Source organism: Streptomyces sp. LARHCF249 (genome assembly GCF_052871255.1).
Map to the genome: position 1 here is coordinate 191,182 of NZ_JBIXJQ010000012.1, position 23,484 is coordinate 214,665.

Sequence of the window (23,484 nt, forward strand, 5' to 3'; positions counted from 1 at the left end):
GCGCCGCGGCGGGGGGGGGGGGGGGCCCGCCCCGGGCCCGGGGGGGGGGGGCCCCCGGGGGGGGGGGGGGGGCGCCCCCCCCCCACCCCTGGCGGGGGCTACGACAGGTGGGCCTGGACTTCGGCCGCGGCCTCGTCGCCGTACGCCTTCGTGAAGCGCTCCATGAAGTGGGCCCGGGCCAGGGTGTACTCCTGCGTGCCCAGGGTCTCGATCACGAGGGTGGCGAGCATGCAGCCGACCTGCGCGGCGCGCTCCAGGCCGACGCCCCAGGTCAGCCCGGTCAGGAAGCCGGCGCGGAACGCGTCGCCGACACCCGTCGGGTCGACCTTCGCGTTCTCCTCCGGGCAGCCGATCACGAGGGGGGCCTCGCCGACCCGCTCGATCCGGACGCCGTTCGAGCCCAGCGTGGTCACCCGCGTGCCGACCTTCGCCAGGATCTCCGCGTCCGACCAGCCCGACTTGGACTCGATGAGGCCCTTCTCGTACTCGTTCGAGAAGAGGTACGTCGCGCCCTCCATCAGGGTGCGGATGTTCTCGCCGTCCATCCGGGCGATCTGCTGCGAGAAGTCGGCGGCGAAGGGGATCCCCCGCGTCCGGCACTCCTCCGTGTGGCGCAGCATCGCCTCGGGGTCGTCCGCGCCGATCAGGACCAGGTCCAGGCCGCCCACCCGGTCGGCGACGGCCTTCAGCTCGATCAGGCGGGCCTCGCTCATCGCGCCCGTGTAGAAGGAGCCGATCTGGTTGTGGTCGGCGTCCGTGGTGCACACGAAGCGCGCGGTGTGCAGCACCTCGGAGATCCGGACGGACTCGGTGTCGACGCCGTGCCGGTCGAGCCAGGCGCGGTACTCGTCGAAGTCGTAGCCGGCGGCGCCGACGAGGATCGGGCGGGTGCCGAGCTGACCCATGCCGAAGCAGATGTTCGGGCCGACACCGCCCCGCCGGACGTCGAGGTTGTCGACGAGGAAGGAGAGGGAGACCGTGTGCAGCTGGTCCGCGACCAGCTGGTCGGCGAAACGGCCGGGGAAGGTCATGAGGTGGTCGGTGGCGATGGAGCCGGTGACTGCGATGCGCACGGCGTGGACGCTCCTGCGGAGGAAGGCGAGGGGGACAGTCAAAACTACCCGGTCAACGGCCCGGAGCCGAACGGCCGAAACTACCCCGTAGTAGGTCTTTCTTCCCGTACGGCGCGGTGCCTACGGTGCCTGCATGACGTATACCGACGACTTCGGCTACTCCGAGTACACCGCCGACAGGCGCGGCGCGGAAGGCTCGCGGCAGCCGGGTTTCGCCCGGTTGCTGGGAGACTGCGCCCGGATGGCCCCGCACTGGGCGGTTCCCGCGGGTCCCCGGCCGGTCCGCGTGGCACCCTCGCAGATCCACGGGATCAGCGTCCCGCCGGCCTCGGCGCGGCTGATCGCCTCCACCGCGGCGTACGGGGACCAGTAGGACGGGAACCGGTTGCGCCTGCGTTCCGTCCCACCCGCATCAGGCAGGACGGGACAGGTAGAGGAGCGATGCGGTGACCAGCGAACAACCCGGCACACCACGCGGTACACGACGGCGGCCGTCCTGGGCCGTCGGCTCGATCGCGGCTGCCGTCCTGCTGACGGGCGGCGGTACCGCGTACTGGGCGTCCACCGCCCACGGCGACGGTGCGGGCCCCCGTACGGAGGGGAGCGCGGCCTCCGCGCCCCGTGACGCGGGCGACCCGTCGGGCCCGGGCATCGCGCCCGGGGAGCCCGACCCGTCCGGCGAGGGCGTGGTCTACCGGGCCGACGTCACGCTGCCGGAGGCGCCGGCCTCCGCGCCCTCCTTCAGCGCGACCGGTGAGGTCACCTCGGCGCAGGCGGCCCGCCTCGCCGCGGCCCTGGGCGTGCCGGGCACACCGCGGCTGAACGGGGACGTCTGGCTGGCCGGGGAGGCCGCCGACGGGTCCGGGCCCCGGCTCACGGTGGCCCGTACGGCCCCGGGGACATGGAACTTCAGCCGCTTCCAGGCGGGGACCGGAAACGGGACGGGCAACGGGGCCGGCGACGACTGCGTCCGCGGCAAGGACACCTGCGGCCCCGCCACCCTGCCGCGGGACGCGGGGAACGCGAGCTCCGGCAAGCCGGTGTCCGAGGAGGCCGCCAAGGCGGCGGCCCGCCCGGTGCTGGCCGCCGTCGGCCAGGACGAGGCGAAGCTGGACGCCCGGCTGACGCACGGCTCCGTACGGGTGGTGACCGCGGACCCGGTGGTCGGCGGGCTGCCCACGCAGGGCTGGTCCACCACCGTGAGCGTGGGGGACGACGGCTCGGTGGTGGCGGGCAGCGGCGAGCTGACGGCCCCCGTACGGGCGGCCGATCAGAAGGTGGTCGGGGCCGTGGAGGCGCTGGCCCGGCTGAACGCGCGCTCGGGCGGTTCGGGCGGCACCGGTACCGGGCCCAGCGGCTGCGCGACCTCGGTCCCGCTGGATCCGGACCATCCGGTGGGAGCCACGGACACGCCGCCGTGCAACCCGGAGCCGCGCCCGATGAAGCCGCCGCGCACGGAGACGGTCAAGGGCGCCGTGCTGGGCCTGGTGTCCGGGACGGTGGACGGGGCCCGGGGTCTGGTTCCGGCCTGGCTGTTCGAGGTGGCGGGCAAGGGCGACGCCCCCGGCCGCACGGTGGCCGAGCCGGCCGCCGCCGCGCAGGACGCCGGCACGCCGGTCCCCGGCCCGAAGGACGGTCGTACCGTGCCCGGATTCTCGTACGCGCAGGCCGACCGGAAGCTGACCGTGAACTTCTGGGGCAGCGTCTGCAGCAGCTACTCCGCGTCGGCCCGGGAGTCCGCCGACGCGGTCCTGGTGAAGATCACGGACACGCCGAACCAGCCGGGTCAGGCCTGCATCATGCTCGCGCAGGAGATGTCCGTCACGGTGACGCTCGAGAAGCCGCTGGGCGACCGGAAGGTGGTCGACGCGACCACGGGCAAGCCGCTCCCCCGGCAGTAGGCGCACGACGAGGGCCCGCCTCCGGTCGCGTGTGCGACGGGGGCGGGCCCTCGGGCGTGCGTACGGTCCAGGCTTAGCTGAACGAGTCGCCGCAGGCGCAGGAGCCCGTGGCGTTCGGGTTGTCGATCGTGAAGCCCTGCTTCTCGATGGTGTCGACGAAGTCGATGGACGCACCGTGCAGGTACGGGGAGCTCATCCGGTCGGTGACGACCTTCACGCCGTCGAAGTCCTTCACGACGTCGCCGTCGAGGGAGCGCTCGTCGAAGAAGAGCTGGTAGCGCAGGCCGGAGCAGCCGCCGGGCTGGACGGCGACGCGGAGCGCCAGGTCATCGCGGCCTTCCTGCTCCAGCAGGGTCCTGACCTTCTCGGCGGCGGCGTCGGACAGGAGGATGCCGTCGCTCACAGTGGTCTTGTCGTCCTGTACGGACATCTGCATTCACTCCCGAAGTGGGCGGCTCCCCGCCGGAGGCAGGGAAACGTCGGACTCTTGCCGTCGGTGGCAACGAGCGGGACCGCGGATTCATTCCGGGACCCGACGCTTGTTTCAGATATTCATGCTCGCACACCACGGGTCGGGCGCCCCCTGCGGATCGACGGCATCGACGGGGTGATGCGTCACATTGACACTATCGGCATCGTCAAACTGACGTGAAGCGGTTATGATAGATAGCGTCAAGTAGACGAGAAGTCGAACCGGCGCCAGAAGAAGTCCCTTGTCAGTACCTCGTCAGTACCTCGTCGCAGAACAGAAAGGGTGCGTGTCGTGACCACCGCCCAGCCTTTGGACGTCCAGCCGACGCCCCTCGCCCTGCTGCTGCTCGGCCGCGAAGCCGACCCCAAGAGCGAGCGCGGGGTGGAATGCCCCGGCGACCTGCCCTCGCCGTCGGACCCGGACCTCGTGGCGCGCGCCCGCGCGGCCAAGGAGAAGCTCGGGGACAAGGTCTTCATCCTCGGCCACCACTACCAGCGTGACGAGGTCATCGAGTTCGCCGACGTCACCGGTGACTCCTTCAAGCTGGCCAAGGACGCGGCCGCCAAGCCGGAGGCCGAGTACATCGTCTTCTGCGGCGTGCACTTCATGGCCGAGTCCGCGGACATCCTGACCTCGGACGACCAGAAGGTGGTCCTGCCGGACCTGGCCGCGGGCTGCTCGATGGCCGACATGGCCACCGCCGAGCAGGTCGCGGAGTGCTGGGACGTGCTGACCGAGGCCGGCATAGCCGGTGCGACGGTCCCCGTCTCGTACATGAACTCCTCCGCCGACATCAAGGCCTTCACCGGCAAGCACGGCGGCACGATCTGCACCTCGTCCAACGCGAAGAAGGCCCTGGAGTGGGCGTTCGAGCAGGGCGAGAAGGTCCTCTTCCTCCCGGACCAGCACCTGGGCCGCAACACCGCCGTCCGCGACATGGGCATGTCCCTGGACGACTGCGTCCTGTACAACCCGCACAAGCCGAACGGCGGCCTGACCGCCGAGCAGCTGCGGGGCGCCAAGATGATCCTGTGGCGCGGGCACTGCTCGGTGCACGGCCGGTTCTCGGTCGACTCGGTCAACGACGTGCGCGCCCGCATCCCCGGTGTGAACGTCCTGGTCCACCCCGAGTGCAAGCACGAGGTCGTGGCGGCCGCGGACTACGTCGGCTCGACGGAGTACATCATCAAGGCGCTGGAGGCGGCCCCGGCCGGTTCCAAGTGGGCGATCGGCACCGAGCTGAACCTGGTCCGCCGCCTGGCGAACCGATTCGCCGCAGAGGACAAGGAGGTCGTCTTCCTCGACAAGACGGTCTGCTTCTGCTCGACGATGAACCGCATCGACCTCCCCCACCTGGTGTGGACCCTGGAGTCCCTGGCCGAGGGCAACCTCGTCAACCAGATCCAGGTCGACAAGGAGACCGAGAGCTTCGCGAAGCTGGCCCTGGAGCGCATGCTCGCGCTGCCGTAGCCGCCGCACCGATCAGCGAAAGGGGCACCCCGAGGGGTGCCCCTTTCGTTTAACCTCCCCCCTACGAAGGGGGAGTTGATCGCCATGACGCGCTACATCGAGGTACTGGCCGACGCGGGTCCGGACGCCGACGCGCAGGCTCAGGAGGAAGCCCGCGCCGAGCTGGTGGCCGCGCTGGACGAACTGGGCGTGGACGAGGTCCGCGTACGGGAGCTGCCCGCGCCGCCGGGGTCCAAGTCCGGTGGCCTGACGACCGCCGAGATCCTGGTGGCCGTGGGACCGCCGCTGTTCGCGGCCGTGGTCGCGGCGTTCGAGTCCTGGGTGCAGTGGGCGGGCTCCCGGCAGGTGCGCGTGCGCATCGGGGAGGACGAGTTCGAGGCCGCGCGGCTGACCGACGCGGAGCGGCAGCGGCTCCTCGACCACTTCATCAGCCGGACCACGAGGGCGGAGGAGCCACCCGGTGGCGGTGCGTGAGGCGCTGGTCGTCGCCACCTCGTCGTACGAGGACACCCGGCTCAACCAGCTGAGCTCCCCGGGCCTGGACGCGATGAAGCTGTCCGAAGTGCTCAGCGACCCCGGCATCGGCGGCTACGCGGTCCGGCCCGTCATCGACCAGCCGGCGCATGTCGTACGGCGCGAGATCGAGCGCTTCTTCGTCCGCCGCAAGCCGGACGACCAGCTGCTGCTGTACCTGTCCTGCCACGGCATCAAGGACTCGAAGCTCCAGCTGTACTTCGCCGCCGCGGACACCGACCGGGACCTCCTGGAGTCCACCTCCGTCCCGGCGGCCTTCGTCAACGGCCGGCTGACCGGGTGCAACTCGCGCAAGATCCTGGTGCTGCTCGACTGCTGCTACAGCGGGGCGTTCAGGCCGGGCGGCGCGAAGTCCGCGGACACGTCCGTGCACCTGCTGGAGGAGTTCGAGGACACCGGCGTCGCGGTGATCACGGCCACGGACGCCCTCCAGCAGGCCTGGGAGGGCGACGGCCCCGTCACCGAGACGGGGGAGGGGAAGCTGTCCGTCTTCACCGCGGCGGCGCTGGAGGGCCTGCGGTCGGGCCGGGCGGACCGGGACGGCGACGGCTGGGTCTCCGTGGAGGACCTGTACGGCCACGTCCGCGAGGAGATGCTGGCCCGCGACGCCCGCCAGAGCCCCCTGCGCTGGATCCTGGGCGGCCAGGGCACGCTGAAGGTGGCCCGCCGGGCCGCCACCGGCTCGGCGCCGCAGCCCCTCCCCCAGCCGCTGCCGGCCCTCGCCAGCCCGGCCGTCGAGATCCTCGCCGGCATCTCGGCCGCGGCCGCGCCGCTGCGCCGGACCCTGGGGCCCGTCCCGCGCCGCGTCCTGCTCCCGGGTCCGGACGGGACCCCGTACACCAGCACGGACACCCGGGAGATCGTCGCGGCGCTGCCGGCCGGGTCCGGCCACGCGGCGCTGGGTGTCGGCCTCGTCCGCGATCTCGTGGCCGACCAGTACGGGCGGGCCGGGGACGGCACCGCGACCGCGGTCGTGCTCCTCGAAGCACTGGTCCGTGCACTCCAGCCGCCGCTGGCGCGGGGCTCCCACCCCACCGTGCTGGGGAGAACCGTCTCAGCGGTCCTCGAAGCGGCCCGGAACCTCCTTTTCGAGTGGTCACCCTCCGGAGTGACCGTCAGCGAGGCGGACCTGCGCCGTGCCGTCGCCCCGGCGCAGGCGCACCCCTCCCTCGCCTGGAACGTGGTCAGGGCCGTACACGGCGCGGGGCTCGGCGCCTTCGTCATGGTGGAACCGTCCGCCGGCTCCACCACCCCCTCCACCCACCGCGTATCCGGGGCCTGCGTCCTGGGCGGCCATCGGTCGCCGCACCTCCCCGCCGACGAAGCGACGGGATGGACGGTACTGCGCAACGCCGACGTGCTGCTCTTCGAACACCCGCTCTCCCCGGAAGACGTCGCCCGGTGGCCCGCCGCAAAGCCGGAAGTCGTCGGCGTGTGGCCCGCCACGAAGAGCGTGGGCGCCCTGATCGTCGTGGCCCCGCGTTTCGCGGAGGAGACCCTCGCCGCTCTCGCGGCACGCTTCCGGGACGCTCCGTACATGGCCGTCCCCCTCCCCGGTCTGAACCCCGTGTGGCTGCGGGCCCAGTGCGAGATCGTGTCGCGCTTCACCGGTGCCCGCCGCCTGAGCGGGGCCGAGACCTCGGGGTACGGCGCCAAGCACCTCGGCACCGCCCGGCTCGTGGTCGCCACGGCGCACAGGACGGCCCTGGTCGGCGGCGGCGGGAACACCGAGGACCATGCCGCGTACCTCGAGCACCTCCGCACCGAGAACAGCGGGGAGGACCGGGCATTCCTCGAAGGGCAGCTGCTGGCCGGGAAAGTCGCCGAGATCTTCGTCGGCGGGGCGGACGAAGCGGCGCTCCAGCAGCACATCGCGGAGGTACGGCAGGCCGTGCGGTGTGGGCAGGCCACCCTGGTCCGCGGCGCGCTGCCGGGCGAGGCCGCCGCTCTGGCGGTGCTGGCGCAGCGGCTCGACGCGCAGGACGAGGTCACCGCAGCGCTGCTGCGGGCGTTCGCCCAGCCGCTGCGGGCCCTGGCCGAGAACCACGGAGAGCAGGATCCGGGCGGGCTGGTCGAGCGGATCGGTACGGCGTGGCCCGCGCTCACGTACGAAGCCGTACGCGGCCTGGTCGCCCCGTCCGAGGACGCCTGGGTCTGGACTCCCGCCACGCAGACCTGGGTGATGCTGCACGCCGTCGAGGCGGCCGTGGCCGCCTACTTGTCGCTTGTCTGAGAAGGGGCGCCCCGCGATTGCGGGACGCCCCTTCCGCTACGGCACGGTCATGGTCAGACCGTTGCCGGGGACTCCTCGTCCGAGGGCTGCGCCGGGTTCGGGACCACCGTCAGGCGGGCCGTCTTCTTCGCCCGGCGGCGTTCCTTGCGGAGCTCGACCATCGTGTAGAGGGTCGGCACCAGGAGCAGGGTCAGCAGGGTCGAGCTGACCAGGCCGCCGATCACCACGACCGCGAGCGGCTGCGAGATGAAGCCGCCCTCGCCGGTGACGCCGAGCGCCATCGGAAGCAGCGCGAAGATCGTCGCCAGGGCCGTCATCAGGATGGGGCGGAGCCGGTGGCGGCCGCCTTCGACGACGGCTTCCACGACGCCCAGGCCCTGGGCGCGGTACTGGTTGACCAGGTCGATCAGGACGATCGCGTTGGTCACCACGATGCCGATGAGCATCAGCATGCCGATCATCGCCGGGACGCCCATCGGGGTGCCGGTGACGATCAGCAGGCCGAGCGCGCCGGTCGCCGCGAACGGGATGGAGACCAGCAGGATCAGCGGCTGGATCAGCGACCGGAAGGTCGCGACCAGCAGCATGAACACGATCGCGATGGCCGCGAACATGGCCAGGCCCAGCGAGGCGAAGGCCTCGTCCTGGTCCTCCGAGACGCCGCCGATGGAGGCCGTGGCGCCCTCCGGCAGGTCCAGGTCCTTGAGCTTGGTCTGGAGCTCGGCGCTGACCGCGCCCGTGTTGTCGCCCAGCGGCTTCGCCGTGACGGTGGCGGCGCGGGCGCCGTCGATCCGGGTCATCGCGACGGGGCCGGGGACCACCTTGACCTCGGCGATGTCGCCGAGCTTGAGCGGGCCGACCGGCAGGGCCTGCAGTTCGGCCAGGGTGGTGGCGGGCTGGGCGGACTTGATGACGATGTCGCGCTCGGTGTTGTCCAGGACGGCCTTGCCCGCCGGGTTGCCCCGTACGGCCTGGGCGACGATCGCGCCGAGCGCGGCCTGGTTCAGGCCCGCGTCCGCGGCCTTGGGGGTGGCGGTGACCGAGATCCGCGGCACGGACTGCGACAGGTCGCTCTGTACGTCGGTGACGTTCCCCAGCTTTGCCACTTCCGCGCGGACCTGCTCGGCGGCCTTGGCGAGGACCTCGCCGTCTCCGGCCTTGACGACGACGCTCAGGTTCTGGCTGCCGAAGCCGTCGCCCGCCGCGATCCGGGTCTCGCCGATGCCGTCGAGGGCGGCCAGCCTGCCCTCGATCTGCTTCTTGACGGCCTCCGCCGTGCCGGAGTCCTTCACGGTGACCTGGTACGAGGCCTGGTTGGAGCCCGTACCGCCACCGAAGGCGGCGAGGAAGCCGGAGGAGCCGACGGTGACCTGGTAGCTCTTGACGCCCTCGACCGAGGCCAGCGCCTGCTCGATCTTGCGGCTCGCCTCGTCGGAGGCGGCCAGCGAGGTGCCGGGGGCCAGCTCCTGCTTGACCGTCAGGACGTCCTGCTCCCCCTGGTCGAAGAAGTTGGTCTTCAGCAGCGGGGTCATCCCGAAGGTGCCGATGAGGATGACGACCGCGATGGCCACGCTGGTCAGGCGGCGCCGGGTGGCGAAGCCCAGGACCCGTACGTAGATCCGCTGGAGCTTGCTGCGCGCCTCCTTCTCCTCGGCGTCGCGACGGGCCTTCGCGGGGTCCTCGGCAGCGCCCTTCGGCGCGCTGAGGAACCAGTACGAGAGCACCGGCACGACCGTCAGCGACACGAGCAGCGAGGCCAGCAGGGCGGCGGTGACGGTGAGCGAGAAGGAGCCGAAGAGCTCGCCGATCATGCCGCCGACCAGGCCGATCGGCAGGAAGACGGCGACGGTGGTCAGCGTGGAGGAGGTGACCGCGCCGGCGACCTCCTTGACCGCGGTGATGATGGCGGCCTCGCGCTCCTCGCCGTAGCCGAGGTGGCGCTTGATGTTCTCCAGCACCACGATCGAGTCGTCGACGACGCGGCCGATGGCGATGGTGAGCGCGCCCAGCGTCAGCATGTTGAGCGACAGGTCGCGGGTCCAGAGCACGACGAGCGCGAGGACCACGGACAGCGGGATGGAGACCGCGGTGACCAGGGTCGAGCGCAGCGAGGCCAGGAAGACCAGGATCACGATCACCGCGAAGAGCAGGCCGAGCAGGCCCTCGGTGGTGAGGCTGGAGATGGACTTGGCGACGGCCGGGCCCTGGTCGCTCACGACGGTCAGGTCGGCGCCGGAGCCGAGCGTGGAACGCAGCTCGGGCAGCTTGTCCTTGACCGCGTCGGAGATGGCGACGGCGCTGCCGTCCTTGTCCATGGTCAGGACGAGGGCGAGGCTGGGCTTGCTTTTGGTGCGGGTGATCGAGACGGCCTTGGCCGCCTCCTGCTTCACGGTGGCGACGTCGCCGAGGCGGACGGCCGGCTTGCCGGGGCCGGGGCTCAGGCGCAGGTCCTCGACCTGGGCGAGGGAGGTGTAGCCGGCGCCCACGCGGACGGTCCGGTTCTTGCCCTCCTCGTCGAAGGAGCCGGCGGGTACGGTCGCGCCGCCCGCCTGGAGGCCTTGGGCGAGGGCGGCGCCGTCGAGGCCGGCGGCCGCGAGCTTGGCGTTGTCGGGGGTGACGGCGACCTGGAGGTCCTGGACGCCGTCCACGGTGACCTGGCCGACGCCCTCGATGTCCGACAGGACGGGGACGACGGAACGTTCCAGCTGGTCGGCGAGGGCCTGCTGGTCCTTGTCGGAGGTGACGGCGAGGATGACGGTCGGGATGTCGTCGGTGGAACCGGCCACCACCTGCGGATCCACCTCGGCGGGCAGCCGGACGCGGGCCCGGTTGACGGCCTGCTGGACGTCCGCGACGAGCTGCTTGGTGCCGCTGTCGCCGTAGTCGAAGGTGGCCATGACGAGGGCGTTGCCCTCGCTGGCGGTGGAGGTGATGCCGGTGATGCCGTCAACGCCCTTGAGCATGGCTTCGATCGGCTCGACGACCTGCTTCTCCACCACGTCGGGCGAGGCGCCCTGGTACGGCGCGAGCACGGACACCATCGGCAGTTCGATGGAGGGCAGCAGCTGCTGCTTGAGCTGCGGGATGGCTATGGCGCCGAAGAGGAGCGCGACGATCGACACGAGGCCGATCAACGCCCTTTGGGCAAGGCTGAAGCGGGACAGCCAGGACATGGATAGGGATCTCTCTGCTGTGACGTCGGCGAAGGGCACTCCAGCCTTTCGCACGCCGCGGCGCCGTTGCGTCGCTCGCAGGTCCCGTCCTTATGTGCGGCATACCGCGTCCGGAGTACGCCGCACTACTCCATCCGCTCCCGCCGCTACTCGGCCCGGGGCCGGACCAGTCCCGATTCGTAGGCAATGACCACCAATTGGGCCCTGTCGCGGGCACCGAGCTTGGCCATGGCCCGGTTCACGTGGGTCTTGACGGTGAGCGGGCTGACCTCGAGCCGTCCGGCGATCCCGTCGTTGGACAGTCCCGCGGCGACGTGGACGAGGACCTCGCGCTCCCGGACGGTCAGCGCGGCGAGCCGCTCCGCGTGCGATCCGGCGACGGCCGCGGCGGCGGCCGGGTCGGCGCCGCCGCCCTGGGCGAGGAAGGTGGCGATGAGCCCCTTGGTGGCGGCCGGCGAGAGCAGCGCCTCGCCGGCGTGGGCGACACGGATGGCGTTGAGGAGGTCCTCGGGCTCGGCGCCCTTGCCGAGGAAGCCGGAGGCGCCGGCCCGCAGGGCGGCGGCCACGTACTCGTCGACCTCGAAGGTCGTCAGCATGACCACGCGCACGGCGGCCAGTTCCGGGTCGCCGCTGATCATGCGGGTGGCGGCGAGCCCGTCGGTCCCGGGCATCCGGATGTCCATGAGCACGACGTCGGCAAGGGTCCGGCGGGCCATCGCGTAGGCCTGCGCCCCGTCGGAGGCCTCCCCGACGACCTCCATGTCCGGCTCGGAGTCGACGAGCACCTTGAACGCACTGCGCAGCAGCGCCTGGTCGTCGGCGAGCAGCACCCTGATCGGGCGTACGGGGATGGCGTCGGCAGGCTCGGTCATACGCCCCACAGTAGGCGCGTGAGCCCCGGTGGACCGTGCCGGGCCTGCCCTTGCGAAGATCGCGTCCGCGGGGGCCGCACGGGCCGCCAGACGGGGGAAGTCGACGATGGCCGCACGGATCAGCTGCTTCACCGATGACACCGCGCGAGCGCGTGTCCTGGCCGCCTATGACCGCGCCATGGCGTACTGGCCCGATCCGCGCGAGGAGCAGGACGTCGCGACCCGTTTCGGAAGGACCCGGGTCCACACCTACGGTGCGGGTGACCGGACACCGGTGGTGCTCCTGCACGGGCAGAGCGCGACGCCCGTCGAATGGGCCCCGCATGTCGTCGCGTTGGCCCGGCAGGGCCGCCGCGTGCTGGCCGTCGACCGCGTGGGCGAGCCCGGATACAGCACGCAGAGCCGTCGGATCGGCGGCGCCGACGACACGGCGGCCTGGCTGGAGGAGACGCTCACCGGGCTGGGCCTGCAGCGCGTCCACCTGATCGGGCACTCGTACGGCGGCTACGTCGCGCTCCGGCACGCCGCACGCAGGCCGGAGCGCATGGTGTCCGTCACGGTGTACGAACCGCCCCGTGCCCTGGCCCCGCTCAAGGCGGGCTTCCTGCTCGGCTCCGTCGCCGCCTTGCTGAGCGGCTCCGAGAGCCTCCAGCACCGCTGGTTCACCGGCCTCATCGGTGAGACGGGCGCACCCCCGGAGGAGGCCGAGGCGGGGGTGCGGCTGTCGCTGGAGGCGATGCGCGGCTTCAGGATCCGGCTGCCGCAGCCACAGCGCATGAGCGATGAGGAGTTGCGCTCGGTCGCCGTGCCCACGCTCGTGCTGCTCGGCGGCGCCGACCGCGTCATGGACTCCCGCCGCGCCGAGGCCCGTGCGCGTCGCCTGATCCCGGACGTACGGACCGAGGTCATACCCGGCGCCGCACACGGCATCCCCGTGCAGGCCTTCAACGCCCGGGTTCCCGAGTTCCTCCACGACGCGGAGCAATCGCGCACCAGTGGCTGACCGGCCCGGCGTCGGGGCGGCCGGGCACCCCCCGGCCGTCAGCCCCCGGCCGTCAGCCCAGGGCGAGGACGATCAGGGCGGTGGTCGCGGAGACCTCGGCCAGGGCTCCGAAGACGTCGCCGGTGACGCCGTCGAACCGGCGGACGCAGCGGCGCAGGAGCAGTTCCGCGACGAGGAGCGCGGCCAGGACCGCCACGGCGGCGCGGCCGGCGGCCGGGAGGCCCAGGGGGAGGGCGGCGGCCGCGGCGAGCGCGACGACCGCGGCGGTGACGGCGGTGGCCGCGGCGCGCGGCACCACCCCGGCGACGGCCGCGCCGAGGCCCTCCGGGCGGGCGGCCGGGACCCCCTCGCGGGAGGCGAGGGTCATGGCCAGGCGAGCGGTGACGGCGGCGGTCACCGCGGCCAGGGCGCCGCGGATCCAGCTGTCGGCGTAGGCGTCGGCCACGGCGGCCACCTGCACCAGCAGGGCGAGCACCAGGGTCACGACGCCGAAGGGGCCGATGTCGGACTGCTTCATGATCCGCAGGGCCTGGTCGGCGGGTTTGGCGCTGCCCAGGCCGTCCGCCGTGTCGGCGAGTCCGTCCAGGTGCAGGCCCCGGGTGAGCGCCGCCGGGACGGCGACGGTGACGGCCGCGGCGAGCAGCGGGCCCCCGCCGAGCACCAGCAGGAGCGCCCCGGGCACGGCGGCGCACAGGCCGACGACCAGCCCGGCGAGCGGGGCGCAGGCCATGCCGGTGCGGGCGGCGGGGCGGTCCCAGCGGGTGATGCGGGCGGGCAGCACGGTCAGCGTGCCGAACGCGAAGCGGACGCCGTCGGCGAACGAGGCGCGGTCCGCCGGCGGGGCGGGGGGCGGATCTTCGAACGAATCTGTCATCGGCGCGAACGCTACCCGCCCACCGTGACCGGTAAATTGCCCATTACCTACCAAACAGGGAGTCAGTGGGATGGGTCACTGGTGGTATCGGAACATCATCGAACCGGGGAAGCTGCCCATGCTCCTCGCCCTGCTCTCCTTCGTGACGTCGTTCCTGGTCACCCGTGTGATCACCCGGATGATCCGGGCCGGCAGGGGGCCCTTCAAGAACGTCACCCCGGGCGGCATCCACGTCCACCACGTGGTGCCCGGCGTCATCCTCGTGATCATCGGCGGCTTCGGAGCGGTCGGCAGCGCCCGGCACGGCTTCGGCGCCGGACTCTCGGCCGTCATCTTCGGCTTGGGCGCGGGCCTGGTCCTGGACGAGTTCGCGCTGATCCTGCACCTCGACGACGTGTACTGGAGCGAGGAGGGCCGCAAGAGCGTGGAGGTCGTGGTCCTGACGGCCGCTCTGGTGGCCCTGGTCCTGGGCGGGTTCGTGCCCTTCGGGGTGAACGACCTGACCGCCGAGGAACGGCAGAGCCGCGGGCTGGTCGCCATGAACACGGCCACCAACTTCTTCCTGGCCCTGATCGCCCTGTGGAAGGGCAAGGCGCGCACGGCCGTCTTCGGCGTGGTCATCCCCTTCGTTGCGCTCATCGGCGCGGTCCGGCTGGCCCGCCCCGGATCCCCGTACGCGAAGAAGTTCTACGCGAACCGGCCGCGCGCCCGCGCCAAGGCCGGGCTGCGCGCCTTCCACCACGACCGGCGCTGGTCGGGACCGCGGCGCAGGTTCGAGAACTTCATCGGGGGAACCCCGGACCCGGAGCGGCCCGCCGTCTCCCTGAAGAAGCCGCCGGGGCACTGAACGGCGGCGGGCCCGCCCCGGGGAGTCCGGAGCGGGCCCGCCACCGTGTCGGTGTGGCCTGGCGTGCGCTCAGCCCGGGATCAGGCCGTTGTCGCTGAGCATCTCCCTGACCTCGTCGAGGGTCGCGTCGTCCCCGGGCAGGATCAGCTCCGACGGCTCCAGCGCCTCGTCGGGAAGCGGCTCGCCGAGCCGCCGTACGGCATCGAGCAGCGCGCCCAGCGTGCGCCGGAAGCCCTCCTCGTCACCGCCCTCCATCTCCGCGAGCAGCTCGTCGTCCAGCTTGTTGAGCTCGGTGAAGTGGCTGTCGGCCACCATCACCTGGCCTTCCCCCATGATGCGGACAATCATGACGGACCCCGTCCTACTGCTTGTCGAACCGGTGCTGGGTCTGGGGCTGCTGGGCGGTGCCCGGGGCGCCGCCCTCGAGGGCCTGCTGCTGGGCGGACGGGCCGCCCGCCAGTTCGGCCTTCATCCGCTGGAGCTCCAGCTCCACGTCCGTACCGCCCGACAGGCGGTCCAGCTCGGCCTGGATGTCGTCCTTGGAACCGAGCCCGCTCTGGTCGTCGAGCGCGCCGGAGGCCAGCAGCTCGTCGATCGCTCCGGCACGGGCCTGGAGCTGGGCGGTCTTGTCCTCGGCCCGCTGGATGGCCAGGCCGACGTCGCTCATCTCCTCGGAGATGCCGGAGAAGGACTCCGCGATCCGGGTCTGGGCCTGCGCGGCCGTGTAGGTGGCCTTGATGGTCTCCTTCTTGGTGCGGAAGGCGTCCACCTTGGCCTGCAGCCGCTGGGAGGCGAGGGTCAGCTTCTCCTCCTCGCCCTGCAGGGTCTGGTGCTGCGCCTCCAGGTCGCTGACCTGCTGCTGGAGGGAGGCACGGCGGGACAGGGCCTCGCGGGCCAGGTCCTCGCGGCCCAGGGCGAGGGCCTTGCGGCCCTGGTCCTCCAGCTTTCCGGACTGGCTCTGGAGCTGGTTCAGCTGCAGTTCCAGGCGCTTGCGGGAGGTCGCCACGTCGGCGACGCCGCGGCGCACCTTCTGAAGCAGCTCGAGCTGCTTCTGGTAGGAGTAGTCGAGGGTCTCGCGCGGGTCCTCGGCCCGGTCCAGGGCCTTGTTCGCCTTCGCGCGGAAGATCATCCCCATACGCTTCATGACACCGCTCATGGGCTTCGCGCGCCCCCTTCTAGACGGACTGTGCTCCAGGTCACCAACAGGACCCACAGTACGGGCCCTGTCTCCATTACCGCACTGTTCGAGTACGGATGCGCTCCTCCTCCAGGACGACTACGTCCCCGCCCTGTCAGGCGTAAGGAGTAGGTGGGCCCCCGACCGGTACGGACCGGTGCGGACAGCGGGCCACCGCGCGCTCCCTGTACGGGGGAAGACGCCCGCCGTTGCCGGATCGTTCCCCACCGGGGTGGGGCCCATGCCCGCAACCACGTAGGCTTGGGTTTTGTGTTTGGTAACCGCTCCTCCAAGGAAGAGAAGGACGCCGCCGCCGACAAGGTGAGCGCCGACCTCTCGCAGCCTCGTGACCCGCAGGCCCCGAAGGGCCGCCCGACGCCGAAGCGTGCTGTGGCCCAGTCGCAGCGCAAGGCCGTCGTGGCCTCGACCGGCAACCGCAAGGAGGACGCCAAGCGAGCCCGTGAACGCCGCCGTGTAGAGATGGCCAAGCAGCGCGAGGCGCTGGCCAGCGGCGACGAGCGGTACCTGCCCGCGCGCGACAAGGGCCCCGTCCGCAGGTTCGTCCGCGACTACGTGGACTCCCGCTTCTCGGTCGCCGAGATGTTCCTGCCCCTGGCAGTGATCATCCTGGTGCTGAGCATGGTGCGCGTGCCGTCCATCCAGAACATCGCGCTGACCCTGTGGATGGGCGTGATCGCCCTGATCGTGGTCGACTCCATCGGCCTGGTGTTCCGCCTCCGCAAGGCCCTCAACGAGCGCTTCGCGAACGAGCCCCGCCGCGGCGCCGTCGCGTACGGCCTCATGCGCACCCTCCAGATGCGCCGGCTGCGCCTGCCCAAGCCGCAGGTCAAGCGCGGGGAACGGCCCTGAGCCGAGGCACGCCCGGAGCGTCGGGGGACGGTTTCGCCTGGGGTGGTCCTGGAGGAGCCCGGCTGTGGCTCGAGGGCCTGGGCGGACTGCGCAACGCGGTCCGGCAGGAACTCGTGGGCCGGCAGGTCGACGAGCAGATCGCGCAGCGCTTCCCGGTCGGGCAGCGGCTGCGCGTTCTCGACGTCGGCATGGGCCAGGGCACCCAGGCGCTGCGCCTCGCCCGCGCCGGGCACAAGGTGACCGGCCTGGAGAAGGACCCGGGGATGCTCGCCGTCGCCCGCGAGGCGCTGGAGGCGGAACCCGCCGGGATCCGCGACCGGGTCCGGCTCATGGAGGGCGACGGCCGCGAGACCGGCGCCCACTTCCTGCCGGGCAGCTTCGACGTGGTGCTGTGCCACGGGGTGCTGATGTACGTGCCCGAGCCGGACGCCATGCTCGCCGGGCTGGCCCGGATGCTGGCACCCGGCGGACTGCTGTCCCTGCTGGTGCGCAACGGCGACGCGCTCGCCATGCGGCCCGGGCTGGGCGGTGACTGGACGGGCGCGCTGACCGCCTTCGACAGCGTCGACTACCGCAACCGGCTGGGCATGGACGTACGGGCCGACCGGCTGGCCGGGCTGACGGCCACGCTGAGCGGGATCGGGGCGCCCCTGCAGTCCTGGTACGGCGTGCGCGTCTTCACCGACGGCACCGAGGCGGGCGAGAGCCTGCCGCCCGAGGAGGAGCTGGAGCGGCTGCTGGCCGCCGAGGACCGCGCCGGGCGCACCGACCCCTACCGGGGCGTGGCCGCGCTGCTGCACCTGTGCGGTGTGCGGGGCTGACGCCGTGCCCCGCTGCGCGGGGCGTTTGCGGCGGCTCCGCCCCCACACCCCCGCGCCTCGAACGCCGGCGAGGCTGGAATTGCCCTCCGTGGCAACCCAGCCCCGCGGCAGGGGCTACGCGTCGAGCGCCGCGCGCAGGCTCATCGTGTAGAGCTCGGTACCGCCGTCGTCGGACAGCTTCACCTGCTCGACACCGCCCTCCAGCAGCTCCTTCCAGACCTCACCGATCCAGGACTCCGCGTCCCCCTGCGTGGTGAACTCCTCCGGTTCCACCGCCGGGCTCGTCTCCGTGCCCTCGGCCGTCTCGAACCGCCACGTCCACGCCATGTCCGCCTCCGTTGCTCGTCCGCTGCTCGCCTTGAGTCTGCCCGCAGAGTAACCGGGCGCGCACCACTCCCGGCGACGCGGGAGGATCTCCCTGTGGAACTCACTCTGCTCGGCACCGGCACACCCGAGGGCCTGCCCCGCCCCGGCTGCCCCTGTGCGGCCTGCGCGCTCTCCGTCGGTACCCGGGCGCGCGCCGCCACGGCCGTCCTCGTCGACGGCGCGCTGCTGCTCGACCTGACCCCCGGGGCGGTGCTGGCGGGCGCCCGCGCCGGGCATTCGCTGGCCGGTGTACGGCAGGTCCTGCTGACCCACCCGCACGACGGGCCCCCCGTGGAGCTGCCGCCGGGGCTGCCGGCCGCCGGGCGGGTACCGGACGGGCGGGAGCTGTCGGTGATCTCCGGGCACCGGGTGCGGGCGGTGCCGATGGACGCGCCGGGCACCGGGTACGAGGTGACGGGCCCGGACGGCGGCCGGCTGCTGTACCTGCCGCCCGGCGGGGCCCCGGCGGGGACGAAGGGGCGGACCGGCCACCGCCCGTACGACATGGTCCTGGCCGATGTGCTGGGGCGGCCCGAGGCCCTCGCCCGGCTGCGGGCCAGCGGCGCGGTGGGCCCGGCCACGGACGTGGTCGCCGTCCACCTCGACCACGACGTCGCGCCCGGCCGGGAGCTGGCGCGCCGGTGCGCGGCCGCGGGGGCCCGGGCGGTGCCGGACGGGAGCACGGTGATCGTCGGGGAGTACCACGCGGTCCCGGACCTGCCGCGCCGGACGCTGGTGCTGGGCGGGGCCCGCTCCGGCAAGTCCGTCGAGGCGGAGCGGCGCCTGGAGGCTTTCCCCGAGGTGGTCTACGTGGCCACCGGCGGCAGCCGGGACGGCGACGCGGAATGGGCCCAGCGGGTCGGGCTGCACCGGGAGCGGCGGCCCGCGAGCTGGCGGACCGTGGAGAGCTGCGACCTGGTCCCGCTGCTCGCCGACGCGGGTCCGCCGCTGCTGATCGACTGTCTGGCGCTGTGGCTGACGGACGCGATGGACCGGGCCGGGGCCTGGGACGACGAGGTATGGGCCAAGACCGGGCAGCACGAGCTGCGCGACCGGATCGCCGAGCTGGTGGCCGCCGTACGCGCGACCCGCCGCCGGGTGGTGCTGGTCAGCAACGAGGTCGGGTCCGGGATCGTCCCGGCGACGGCCTCGGGCCGCCGCTTCCGCGACGAACTGGGCCGCCTGAACGCGACGGTCGCCGGCCAGTGCGAGCACGTGCTCCTCGTCGTCGCGGGGCAGGCGCTCGTACTCAAGGAATAGCTGGGGTGATCCCGTGGAGCCGTCGCGCCTCGGCGGAGAGAGAACCGGCCTCGCCGCATTCGCCGGGTGCTGCCTGCTGGGCGGCGGCAACGCGGTGGGCGTGCGGTTCAGCAACCGCGAACTCGATCCGCTGTGGGGCGCGTCGGTGCGGTTCGGGGCGGCCGCGCTGCTGCTGCTGGCGGTCATGGCCGTCATGCGCCTCGCCCTGCCGCGCGGTCGGGCGCTGGCCGGCGCCGTGCTGTACGGGATCCTCAACTTCGGGGTGACCTTCGCCCTGGCCTACTACGCGCTGGTCCGCATCCACGCGGGTCTGGGCCAGACGCTGCTGGCCCTGGTTCCGCTGGTGGCCTTGTTGCTGGTGGTGGCGCAGCGTCAGGAATCCTTCCGGAGGTCCGCGCTGCTGGGCACGCTCGTCGCGGCCGCCGGGGTGGCACTGGCCTCGCGGGCTCCGCTGCAGGGCGACGTGCCGGTGCTGTCCCTGCTGGCCATGCTGGGCGCCGTGCTGTCCTTCGCCGAGGCGACCGTGCTCGTGCACCGCCTGCCGCCGGTGCACCCGGTGACGATGAACGCGGTGGGCATGGGCGCCGCGACGGCGTTGCTGCTCGTCGGCTCCTTCGCCGTCGGGGACACCTGGCGGCTGCCGGAGCGGACGGCGACCTGGTGGGCGCTGGCCTACATGGTCGTGGCGGGCTCGGTGCTGACGTTCGTCTTCTATCTGGTGGTGGTGCGCCATTGGGGCGCGTCCCGCGCGGCCTACGTCTTCGTCGTCATCCCGGTGGTCACGATCATGCTCTCCGCCTGGCTCGACGACGAGGAGCTGACGGTGGGTCTGCTGCTCGGCGCACCCCTCGTGATGGCAGGCGTGCACCTCGGTGCCCTGAGGCCCGGCCGACACCGGGACGGGCCCACGGACGGGCCCCAGGACAGGCCCTGAGGGGAGGGCCTTACCGGCTGTACTCTCTGGCAGATGAGCACGCTGAATCTCGACGACTTCTCCGATCTGATCGAGCGCCCCGACGGGGGCGTCCGGCGTGACGCCGAGGAACGCCGTGAACGCCTCGCCGTGCCGCCCGGCGCGCTGGGCCGGCTCGACGAACTCGCCGAGTGGCTCGCCGCCGCGCAGGGCCGGGTGCCGGTCGCGCCGATCGAGCGCCCCCGCGTGGTGCTGTTCGCCGCCGACCACGGGATCGCCTCCGAGGGGGTCTCCGCCCGGTCCGCGTCCAGCGCCCACGAGCTGGTGCGGAGCGTGCTGGACGGGTCCAGCCCCGTCGCCATCCTCGCCGGCCGGCTCGGCGCCACCGTGCGGATCGTCGACGCCGGGCTCGACTGCGACCCCGAGCTGCTCCCCGCGGACGTGGTCCGCCACCGCGTGCGGCGCGGCAGCGGCCGGATCGACAAGGAGGACGCGCTCACCCCCGAGGAGGCCCGCGCCGCCCTGGAGCTCGGCATCAAGATCGCCGACGAGGAGGCCGACTCCGGTACGGACCTGGTCGTCCTCGGCGACCTCAGCGTCGGCGGGACCACGGCGGCCGCGACCCTCGTCGCCGCCCTGTGCGGAACCGACGCCTCGGTGGTCACCGGCCGCGGCGGCCTGCCCATCGACGACCTGGCCTGGATGCGCAAGTGCGCGGCCATCCGCGACGCGCTGCGCCGGGCCCGGCCGGTCCTCGGCGACCAGATCGCGCTGCTGGCCGCGGTGGGCGGGGCCGACCTGGCCGCCATCACCGGCTTCCTGCTCCAGTGCGCGGTGCGCCGTACGCCGGTCATCCTCGACGGCGTCGTCTCGGCGGCCTGCGGCCTGGTGGCCCAGCGGGCCGCGTTCCGCGCCCCCGACTGGTGGCTGGCCGGCCAGGCGAGCGGTGAGCCCGGCCAGTCGAAGGCCCTGGACCGGATGGCACTCAACCCCGTGCTCGATCACGGCGTCACTGTGGGAGAAGGTACCGGGGCGCTGCTGGCCCTCCCCCTGGTCCAGGCGGCCGCCGCACTCGCGGCGGAACTCCCGGAACAGGCGGCGCAGGAGCCGGCGGAGTGAGCCGCCGGGGTCCGGGGTCCTGACCAGCCCGCGATCCCGGAGCCGGCCACTATGGACGGCAACGCCCCATAAGATCGATTTTTATGGGAGAGGTCCGTTTGAGCAGGGCAGAGACCGGCCGCGGCACCGTCACGGTGCCCCGACCGGCATCCGGCAGGAAAGAGACCGGCGGCGACCCCGCCGGCAAGGGGACGGGGGGCGGCCGGGAGACCGGCCGGGGGAGCACCCGTTCGCGGCGCGGCGCCGCGTTCGCGGTCTGGTACCTGCGGGCCGTCACCTTCGTCAACTTCCTCAGCGCGGTGTGGGTTTCGCTCGGGCAGGACCTGCGCCGGCACAACGCCGCGGACTTCTACACCCCGTACCTGCTCACGGCCGGTTTCGCCTCCGGGCTCTTCTGCCTGCTGCTGGCGGTCACCATGGGCCGCCGCAAGCGGGCCGCCTGGATCCTGAACCTCGTCCTGGGCGGGGTGCTGCTGCTCGACTTCGCCCGCGCGGCCTTCGTGCCCTGCTCGTGGGGTCCCGAGGTGTGCTATCCGGAGTTCCGCGAACACCCGCAGAACTGGGTCTCGCTGGGCCTGACCGCCGCCTTCGTCGCCGCCCTGCTGCTGGGCCGCCGGGAGTTCTACGCCAGGGGCGACCGCTCCAACCCCGCGCTCGCCACCGTCGTCGCCGCCGTCGGCCTGCTGGTCACCTCGCTGGTCGCGGCCATGCTCGTCGGCGCCACCAACACCGCCGCGGACAGCGCCGGGGCCACGTTCCTGACCCGCTGGCGGTACGGGGCGATGCGGCTGATCACCCTGGACCCGGACGCCAGGGCGTACAGCACCATCGACACCCCCGGCTGGGTGGACGTCTTCGTCAACGTGATGTCGATGCTCCTGCTGCTCGCCGTACTGTTCGCGGCCTTCCGCTCGCGGCGCGCCGTCGACCCCCTCTCCGAGGACGACGAGGAGCGGCTGCGCGCGCTGCTCGCCCGGCAGGGGGACCGCGATTCGCTCGGCTACTTCGCGCTGCGCCGCGAGAAGTCCGTCACCTGGTCCCCCACCGGCAAGGCCGCCGTCACCTACCGCGTCGTCGGCGGGGTCTCCCTGGCCTCCGGCGACCCGATCGGCGACCCCGAGGCCTGGCCCGGCGCCATCGAGCCGTGGCTGGCCGAGGCGCGCGAGCACGGCTGGGTGCCGGCGGTGATGGGCGCGAGCGAGGAGGCCGGGCAGATCTACGCGCGGCACGGGCTGGACGCGCTGGAGCTCGGCGACGAGGCGATCGTGGAGACCGCCGAGTTCACCCTGGAGGGCCGCGCCATGCGGACCGTCCGGCAGGCGTACAACCGCGTCAAGCGGGCCGGGTACACCGTACGGATCCGCCGCCACGCCGACATCCCCGCACAGGAGATGGACGAGCTGGTCGAGCGGGCCGACGACTGGCGCGACGGCGCGACCGAGCGCGGCTTCTCGATGGCGCTGGGCCGGCTGGGCGACCCCGGCGACGGCCAGTGCGTGATGCTGGAGTGCACCGACGGCAACGGCGATCTGCGGGCCGTGCTGTCCTTCGTACCGTGGGGGGCCAAGGGCCTGTCCCTGGACCTGATGCGCCGTGACCGGGACTCCGAGAACGGCCTGATGGAGTTCATGGTCATCGAACTCCTGGAACGCTCCAAGGAGATCGGGATCACCCAGGTCTCGCTGAACTTCGCGATGTTCCGGTCCGTCTTCGAGCGCGGGTCCCGGCTCGGCGCCGGTCCGGTGCTGCGGATGTGGCGCTCCCTGCTGAGCTTCTTCTCGCGCTGGTGGCAGATCGAGTCCCTCTACCGGGCCAATGCCAAATACCGGCCGATCTGGGAACCGCGGTTCATGCTCTTCGAGAAGAGTTCGGACCTGCTGCGGATCGGTATCGCGGCGGGCCGGGCCGAAGGCTTCCTGGAAGCCCCCGGCCTGCCGAAGTGGCTGCACCGCAGACACCTGGAGACCCGCCGTTGACAGCGTGGAGCACCCGAAACACCTCAGCACCCGGGCGGTTCGCCCAGCGCGAATGGGGTCCCCTGTTCCGGACCGTCCGGGACGCGCTCGCCCGCGACACGTGGCGGGCCATCCCGATGACCATCGGCGCGGTCTGCTGACCTCGCTCTTCCAGATCGTGCAGAACACCTCCTGGGGCTTCCAGCCGGTGCAGAACCTCGGGTCGGTCAAGGCCGTCGACCCGCTCTGGCTGGCCCTGCTGCGGACCCGCTGTCGCTGTTCGTGCCCGCGCAGGACCTGCCGGCGTCCGACCGGATCGTCAACGACACCGGGCCCTCGGCGGCGGTGGTCGGCCTCGCCCTCTACGTCTGCCGGCGAGGTGCTGGTCAAGAACAACCTGGCGGGCAAGGAGCACCCGGCGGCCATCGCCGCGGTGATGGTCCTGTGCGTGGTCCGGGCGAAGTGGGGCCCCGAGCGCTCCCGGACGCCGCTGGGCGGACGACCGCCGCCGCTGGACACCCGGCCGCGATGAACCGGCCGGACGGGCCGCG

General features: G+C 72.7%; 21 protein-coding genes and 1 pseudogene. 14 read left to right on the forward strand and 8 right to left on the reverse strand.

Annotated features, from left to right (window positions below; genetic code table 11):
* Positions 1 to 98: 98 nt before the first annotated feature.
* Complete coding sequence (locus ACIPUC_RS30225; protein WP_446587549.1) at positions 99 to 1,073, reverse strand: carbohydrate kinase family protein; 975 nt, start codon at positions 1,071 to 1,073, stop codon at positions 99 to 101.
* Between the two features lie 133 nt (positions 1,074 to 1,206).
* Between ACIPUC_RS30225 and ACIPUC_RS30230 the strand changes: the two genes are divergently transcribed.
* Together ACIPUC_RS30230 and ACIPUC_RS30235 are read left to right on the forward strand one after the other, a co-directional pair.
* Positions 1,207 to 1,446, forward strand: a complete 240-nt coding sequence (locus ACIPUC_RS30230; protein ID WP_446587547.1) for a hypothetical protein — start codon at positions 1,207 to 1,209, stop codon at positions 1,444 to 1,446.
* A gap of 73 nt (positions 1,447 to 1,519) precedes the next feature.
* The gene (locus tag ACIPUC_RS30235; protein ID WP_446587545.1) at positions 1,520 to 2,974 is read left to right on the forward strand and encodes a hypothetical protein; all 1,455 of its coding nucleotides are present in this window, start codon (positions 1,520 to 1,522) and stop codon (positions 2,972 to 2,974) included.
* A 73-nt stretch (positions 2,975 to 3,047) separates the two neighbouring features.
* On the opposite strand, the gene erpA is transcribed toward ACIPUC_RS30235, so the two are convergent.
* Positions 3,048 to 3,404, reverse strand: a complete 357-nt coding sequence (gene erpA, locus ACIPUC_RS30240) for an iron-sulfur cluster insertion protein ErpA (RefSeq protein ID WP_030010511.1) — start codon at positions 3,402 to 3,404, stop codon at positions 3,048 to 3,050.
* A gap of 324 nt (positions 3,405 to 3,728) precedes the next feature.
* Here erpA and nadA point away from each other — a divergent pair, with 324 nt between their 5' ends.
* The 3 genes from nadA (at position 3,729) to ACIPUC_RS30255 (ending at position 7,683) form a co-directional block, all read left to right on the forward strand.
* Positions 3,729 to 4,916 (forward strand): quinolinate synthase NadA, encoded by a 1,188-nt coding sequence (gene nadA, locus ACIPUC_RS30245; RefSeq protein WP_446587542.1) that lies wholly within the window; start codon positions 3,729 to 3,731, stop codon positions 4,914 to 4,916.
* An 84-nt stretch (positions 4,917 to 5,000) separates the two neighbouring features.
* Positions 5,001 to 5,390 carry a hypothetical protein gene (locus ACIPUC_RS30250; protein WP_446587540.1) on the forward strand — a complete coding sequence of 130 codons (390 nt, stop codon included), beginning with the start codon at positions 5,001 to 5,003 and terminating at the stop codon, positions 5,388 to 5,390.
* Positions 5,377 to 7,683 carry a caspase, EACC1-associated type gene (locus ACIPUC_RS30255; RefSeq protein WP_446587539.1) on the forward strand — a complete coding sequence of 769 codons (2,307 nt, stop codon included), beginning with the start codon at positions 5,377 to 5,379 and terminating at the stop codon, positions 7,681 to 7,683. Before ACIPUC_RS30250 ends, ACIPUC_RS30255 begins: the two co-directional genes overlap by 14 nt.
* A gap of 53 nt (positions 7,684 to 7,736) precedes the next feature.
* Here ACIPUC_RS30255 and ACIPUC_RS30260 read toward each other — a convergent pair whose 3' ends face one another.
* Both ACIPUC_RS30260 and ACIPUC_RS30265 read right to left on the reverse strand, forming a co-directional pair.
* On the reverse strand, positions 7,737 to 10,856 hold the full coding sequence (locus tag ACIPUC_RS30260) for an efflux RND transporter permease subunit (RefSeq protein ID WP_446587537.1): 3,120 nt from the start codon (positions 10,854 to 10,856) through the stop codon (positions 7,737 to 7,739).
* Positions 10,857 to 11,002: 146 nt separating this feature from the next.
* Positions 11,003 to 11,728: a response regulator gene (locus ACIPUC_RS30265; protein WP_446587535.1), complete on the reverse strand. Its 726-nt coding sequence runs from the start codon at positions 11,726 to 11,728 to the stop codon at positions 11,003 to 11,005.
* Positions 11,729 to 11,834: 106 nt separating this feature from the next.
* Between ACIPUC_RS30265 and ACIPUC_RS30270 the strand changes: the two genes are divergently transcribed.
* Positions 11,835 to 12,731, forward strand: coding sequence for an alpha/beta fold hydrolase (locus ACIPUC_RS30270; protein ID WP_446587533.1), 897 nt, complete (start codon positions 11,835 to 11,837; stop codon positions 12,729 to 12,731).
* A gap of 52 nt (positions 12,732 to 12,783) precedes the next feature.
* Here ACIPUC_RS30270 and ACIPUC_RS30275 read toward each other — a convergent pair whose 3' ends face one another.
* Positions 12,784 to 13,605: an adenosylcobinamide-GDP ribazoletransferase gene (locus ACIPUC_RS30275; protein WP_446587531.1), complete on the reverse strand. Its 822-nt coding sequence runs from the start codon at positions 13,603 to 13,605 to the stop codon at positions 12,784 to 12,786.
* A 70-nt stretch (positions 13,606 to 13,675) separates the two neighbouring features.
* Between ACIPUC_RS30275 and ACIPUC_RS30280 the strand changes: the two genes are divergently transcribed.
* Positions 13,676 to 14,452: a hypothetical protein gene (locus ACIPUC_RS30280; RefSeq protein ID WP_446587529.1), complete on the forward strand. Its 777-nt coding sequence runs from the start codon at positions 13,676 to 13,678 to the stop codon at positions 14,450 to 14,452.
* Between the two features lie 69 nt (positions 14,453 to 14,521).
* Here the strand turns inward: ACIPUC_RS30280 and pspAA are convergent, their stop codons facing one another.
* Complete coding sequence (gene pspAA, locus ACIPUC_RS30285) at positions 14,522 to 14,800, reverse strand: PspA-associated protein PspAA (RefSeq protein ID WP_446587527.1); 279 nt, start codon at positions 14,798 to 14,800, stop codon at positions 14,522 to 14,524.
* 13 nt (positions 14,801 to 14,813) lie between these two features.
* Complete coding sequence (locus tag ACIPUC_RS30290) at positions 14,814 to 15,608, reverse strand: PspA/IM30 family protein (protein WP_446587525.1); 795 nt, start codon at positions 15,606 to 15,608, stop codon at positions 14,814 to 14,816.
* 282 nt (positions 15,609 to 15,890) lie between these two features.
* Between ACIPUC_RS30290 and ACIPUC_RS30295 the strand changes: the two genes are divergently transcribed.
* Both ACIPUC_RS30295 and ACIPUC_RS30300 read left to right on the forward strand, forming a co-directional pair.
* A complete protein-coding gene (locus tag ACIPUC_RS30295; protein WP_446587523.1) occupies positions 15,891 to 16,499 on the forward strand; it encodes a DUF3043 domain-containing protein in 609 nt (202 codons plus the stop codon).
* A 62-nt stretch (positions 16,500 to 16,561) separates the two neighbouring features.
* A complete protein-coding gene (locus tag ACIPUC_RS30300; protein WP_446587682.1) occupies positions 16,562 to 17,320 on the forward strand; it encodes a class I SAM-dependent methyltransferase in 759 nt (252 codons plus the stop codon).
* Between the two features lie 114 nt (positions 17,321 to 17,434).
* On the opposite strand, the gene ACIPUC_RS30305 is transcribed toward ACIPUC_RS30300, so the two are convergent.
* Entirely contained in the window at positions 17,435 to 17,647 is a 213-nt protein-coding gene (locus ACIPUC_RS30305) for a hypothetical protein (RefSeq protein ID WP_446587521.1), read from the reverse strand.
* 93 nt (positions 17,648 to 17,740) lie between these two features.
* Between ACIPUC_RS30305 and ACIPUC_RS30310 the strand changes: the two genes are divergently transcribed.
* The 5 genes and pseudogenes from ACIPUC_RS30310 (at position 17,741) to ACIPUC_RS30330 (ending at position 23,465) form a co-directional block, all read left to right on the forward strand.
* A complete protein-coding gene (locus ACIPUC_RS30310; RefSeq protein ID WP_446587519.1) occupies positions 17,741 to 18,946 on the forward strand; it encodes a bifunctional adenosylcobinamide kinase/adenosylcobinamide-phosphate guanylyltransferase in 1,206 nt (401 codons plus the stop codon).
* A gap of 13 nt (positions 18,947 to 18,959) precedes the next feature.
* On the forward strand, positions 18,960 to 19,880 hold the full coding sequence (locus ACIPUC_RS30315; RefSeq protein ID WP_446587518.1) for a DMT family transporter: 921 nt from the start codon (positions 18,960 to 18,962) through the stop codon (positions 19,878 to 19,880).
* A 33-nt stretch (positions 19,881 to 19,913) separates the two neighbouring features.
* A complete protein-coding gene (gene cobT / locus ACIPUC_RS30320) occupies positions 19,914 to 20,978 on the forward strand; it encodes a nicotinate-nucleotide--dimethylbenzimidazole phosphoribosyltransferase (RefSeq protein WP_446587516.1) in 1,065 nt (354 codons plus the stop codon).
* 83 nt (positions 20,979 to 21,061) lie between these two features.
* Complete coding sequence (locus tag ACIPUC_RS30325; protein WP_446587514.1) at positions 21,062 to 22,954, forward strand: phosphatidylglycerol lysyltransferase domain-containing protein; 1,893 nt, start codon at positions 21,062 to 21,064, stop codon at positions 22,952 to 22,954.
* Positions 22,951 to 23,465, forward strand: a pseudogene (locus ACIPUC_RS30330) (hypothetical protein). Before ACIPUC_RS30325 ends, ACIPUC_RS30330 begins: the two are co-directional and overlap by 4 nt.
* The last annotated feature ends 19 nt before the right edge of the window (positions 23,466 to 23,484 follow it).

Coding starts and splice junctions, on each gene's coding strand:
- ACIPUC_RS30230 (WP_446587547.1), top strand. CDS start 1,207: ATGACGTATACCGACGACTTCGGCTACTCCGAGTACACCGCCGACAGG.
- erpA (WP_030010511.1), bottom strand. CDS start 3,404: ATGTCCGTACAGGACGACAAGACCACTGTGAGCGACGGCATCCTCCTG.
- ACIPUC_RS30250 (WP_446587540.1), top strand. CDS start 5,001: ATGACGCGCTACATCGAGGTACTGGCCGACGCGGGTCCGGACGCCGAC.
- ACIPUC_RS30260 (WP_446587537.1), bottom strand. CDS start 10,856: ATGTCCTGGCTGTCCCGCTTCAGCCTTGCCCAAAGGGCGTTGATCGGC.
- ACIPUC_RS30265 (WP_446587535.1), bottom strand. CDS start 11,728: ATGACCGAGCCTGCCGACGCCATCCCCGTACGCCCGATCAGGGTGCTG.
- ACIPUC_RS30270 (WP_446587533.1), top strand. CDS start 11,835: ATGGCCGCACGGATCAGCTGCTTCACCGATGACACCGCGCGAGCGCGT.
- ACIPUC_RS30275 (WP_446587531.1), bottom strand. CDS start 13,605: ATGACAGATTCGTTCGAAGATCCGCCCCCCGCCCCGCCGGCGGACCGC.
- ACIPUC_RS30280 (WP_446587529.1), top strand. CDS start 13,676: ATGGGTCACTGGTGGTATCGGAACATCATCGAACCGGGGAAGCTGCCC.
- pspAA (WP_446587527.1), bottom strand. CDS start 14,800: ATGATTGTCCGCATCATGGGGGAAGGCCAGGTGATGGTGGCCGACAGC.
- ACIPUC_RS30290 (WP_446587525.1), bottom strand. CDS start 15,608: ATGAGCGGTGTCATGAAGCGTATGGGGATGATCTTCCGCGCGAAGGCG.
- ACIPUC_RS30305 (WP_446587521.1), bottom strand. CDS start 17,647: ATGGCGTGGACGTGGCGGTTCGAGACGGCCGAGGGCACGGAGACGAGC.
- cobT (WP_446587516.1), top strand. CDS start 19,914: ATGAGCACGCTGAATCTCGACGACTTCTCCGATCTGATCGAGCGCCCC.
- ACIPUC_RS30325 (WP_446587514.1), top strand. CDS start 21,062: ATGGGAGAGGTCCGTTTGAGCAGGGCAGAGACCGGCCGCGGCACCGTC.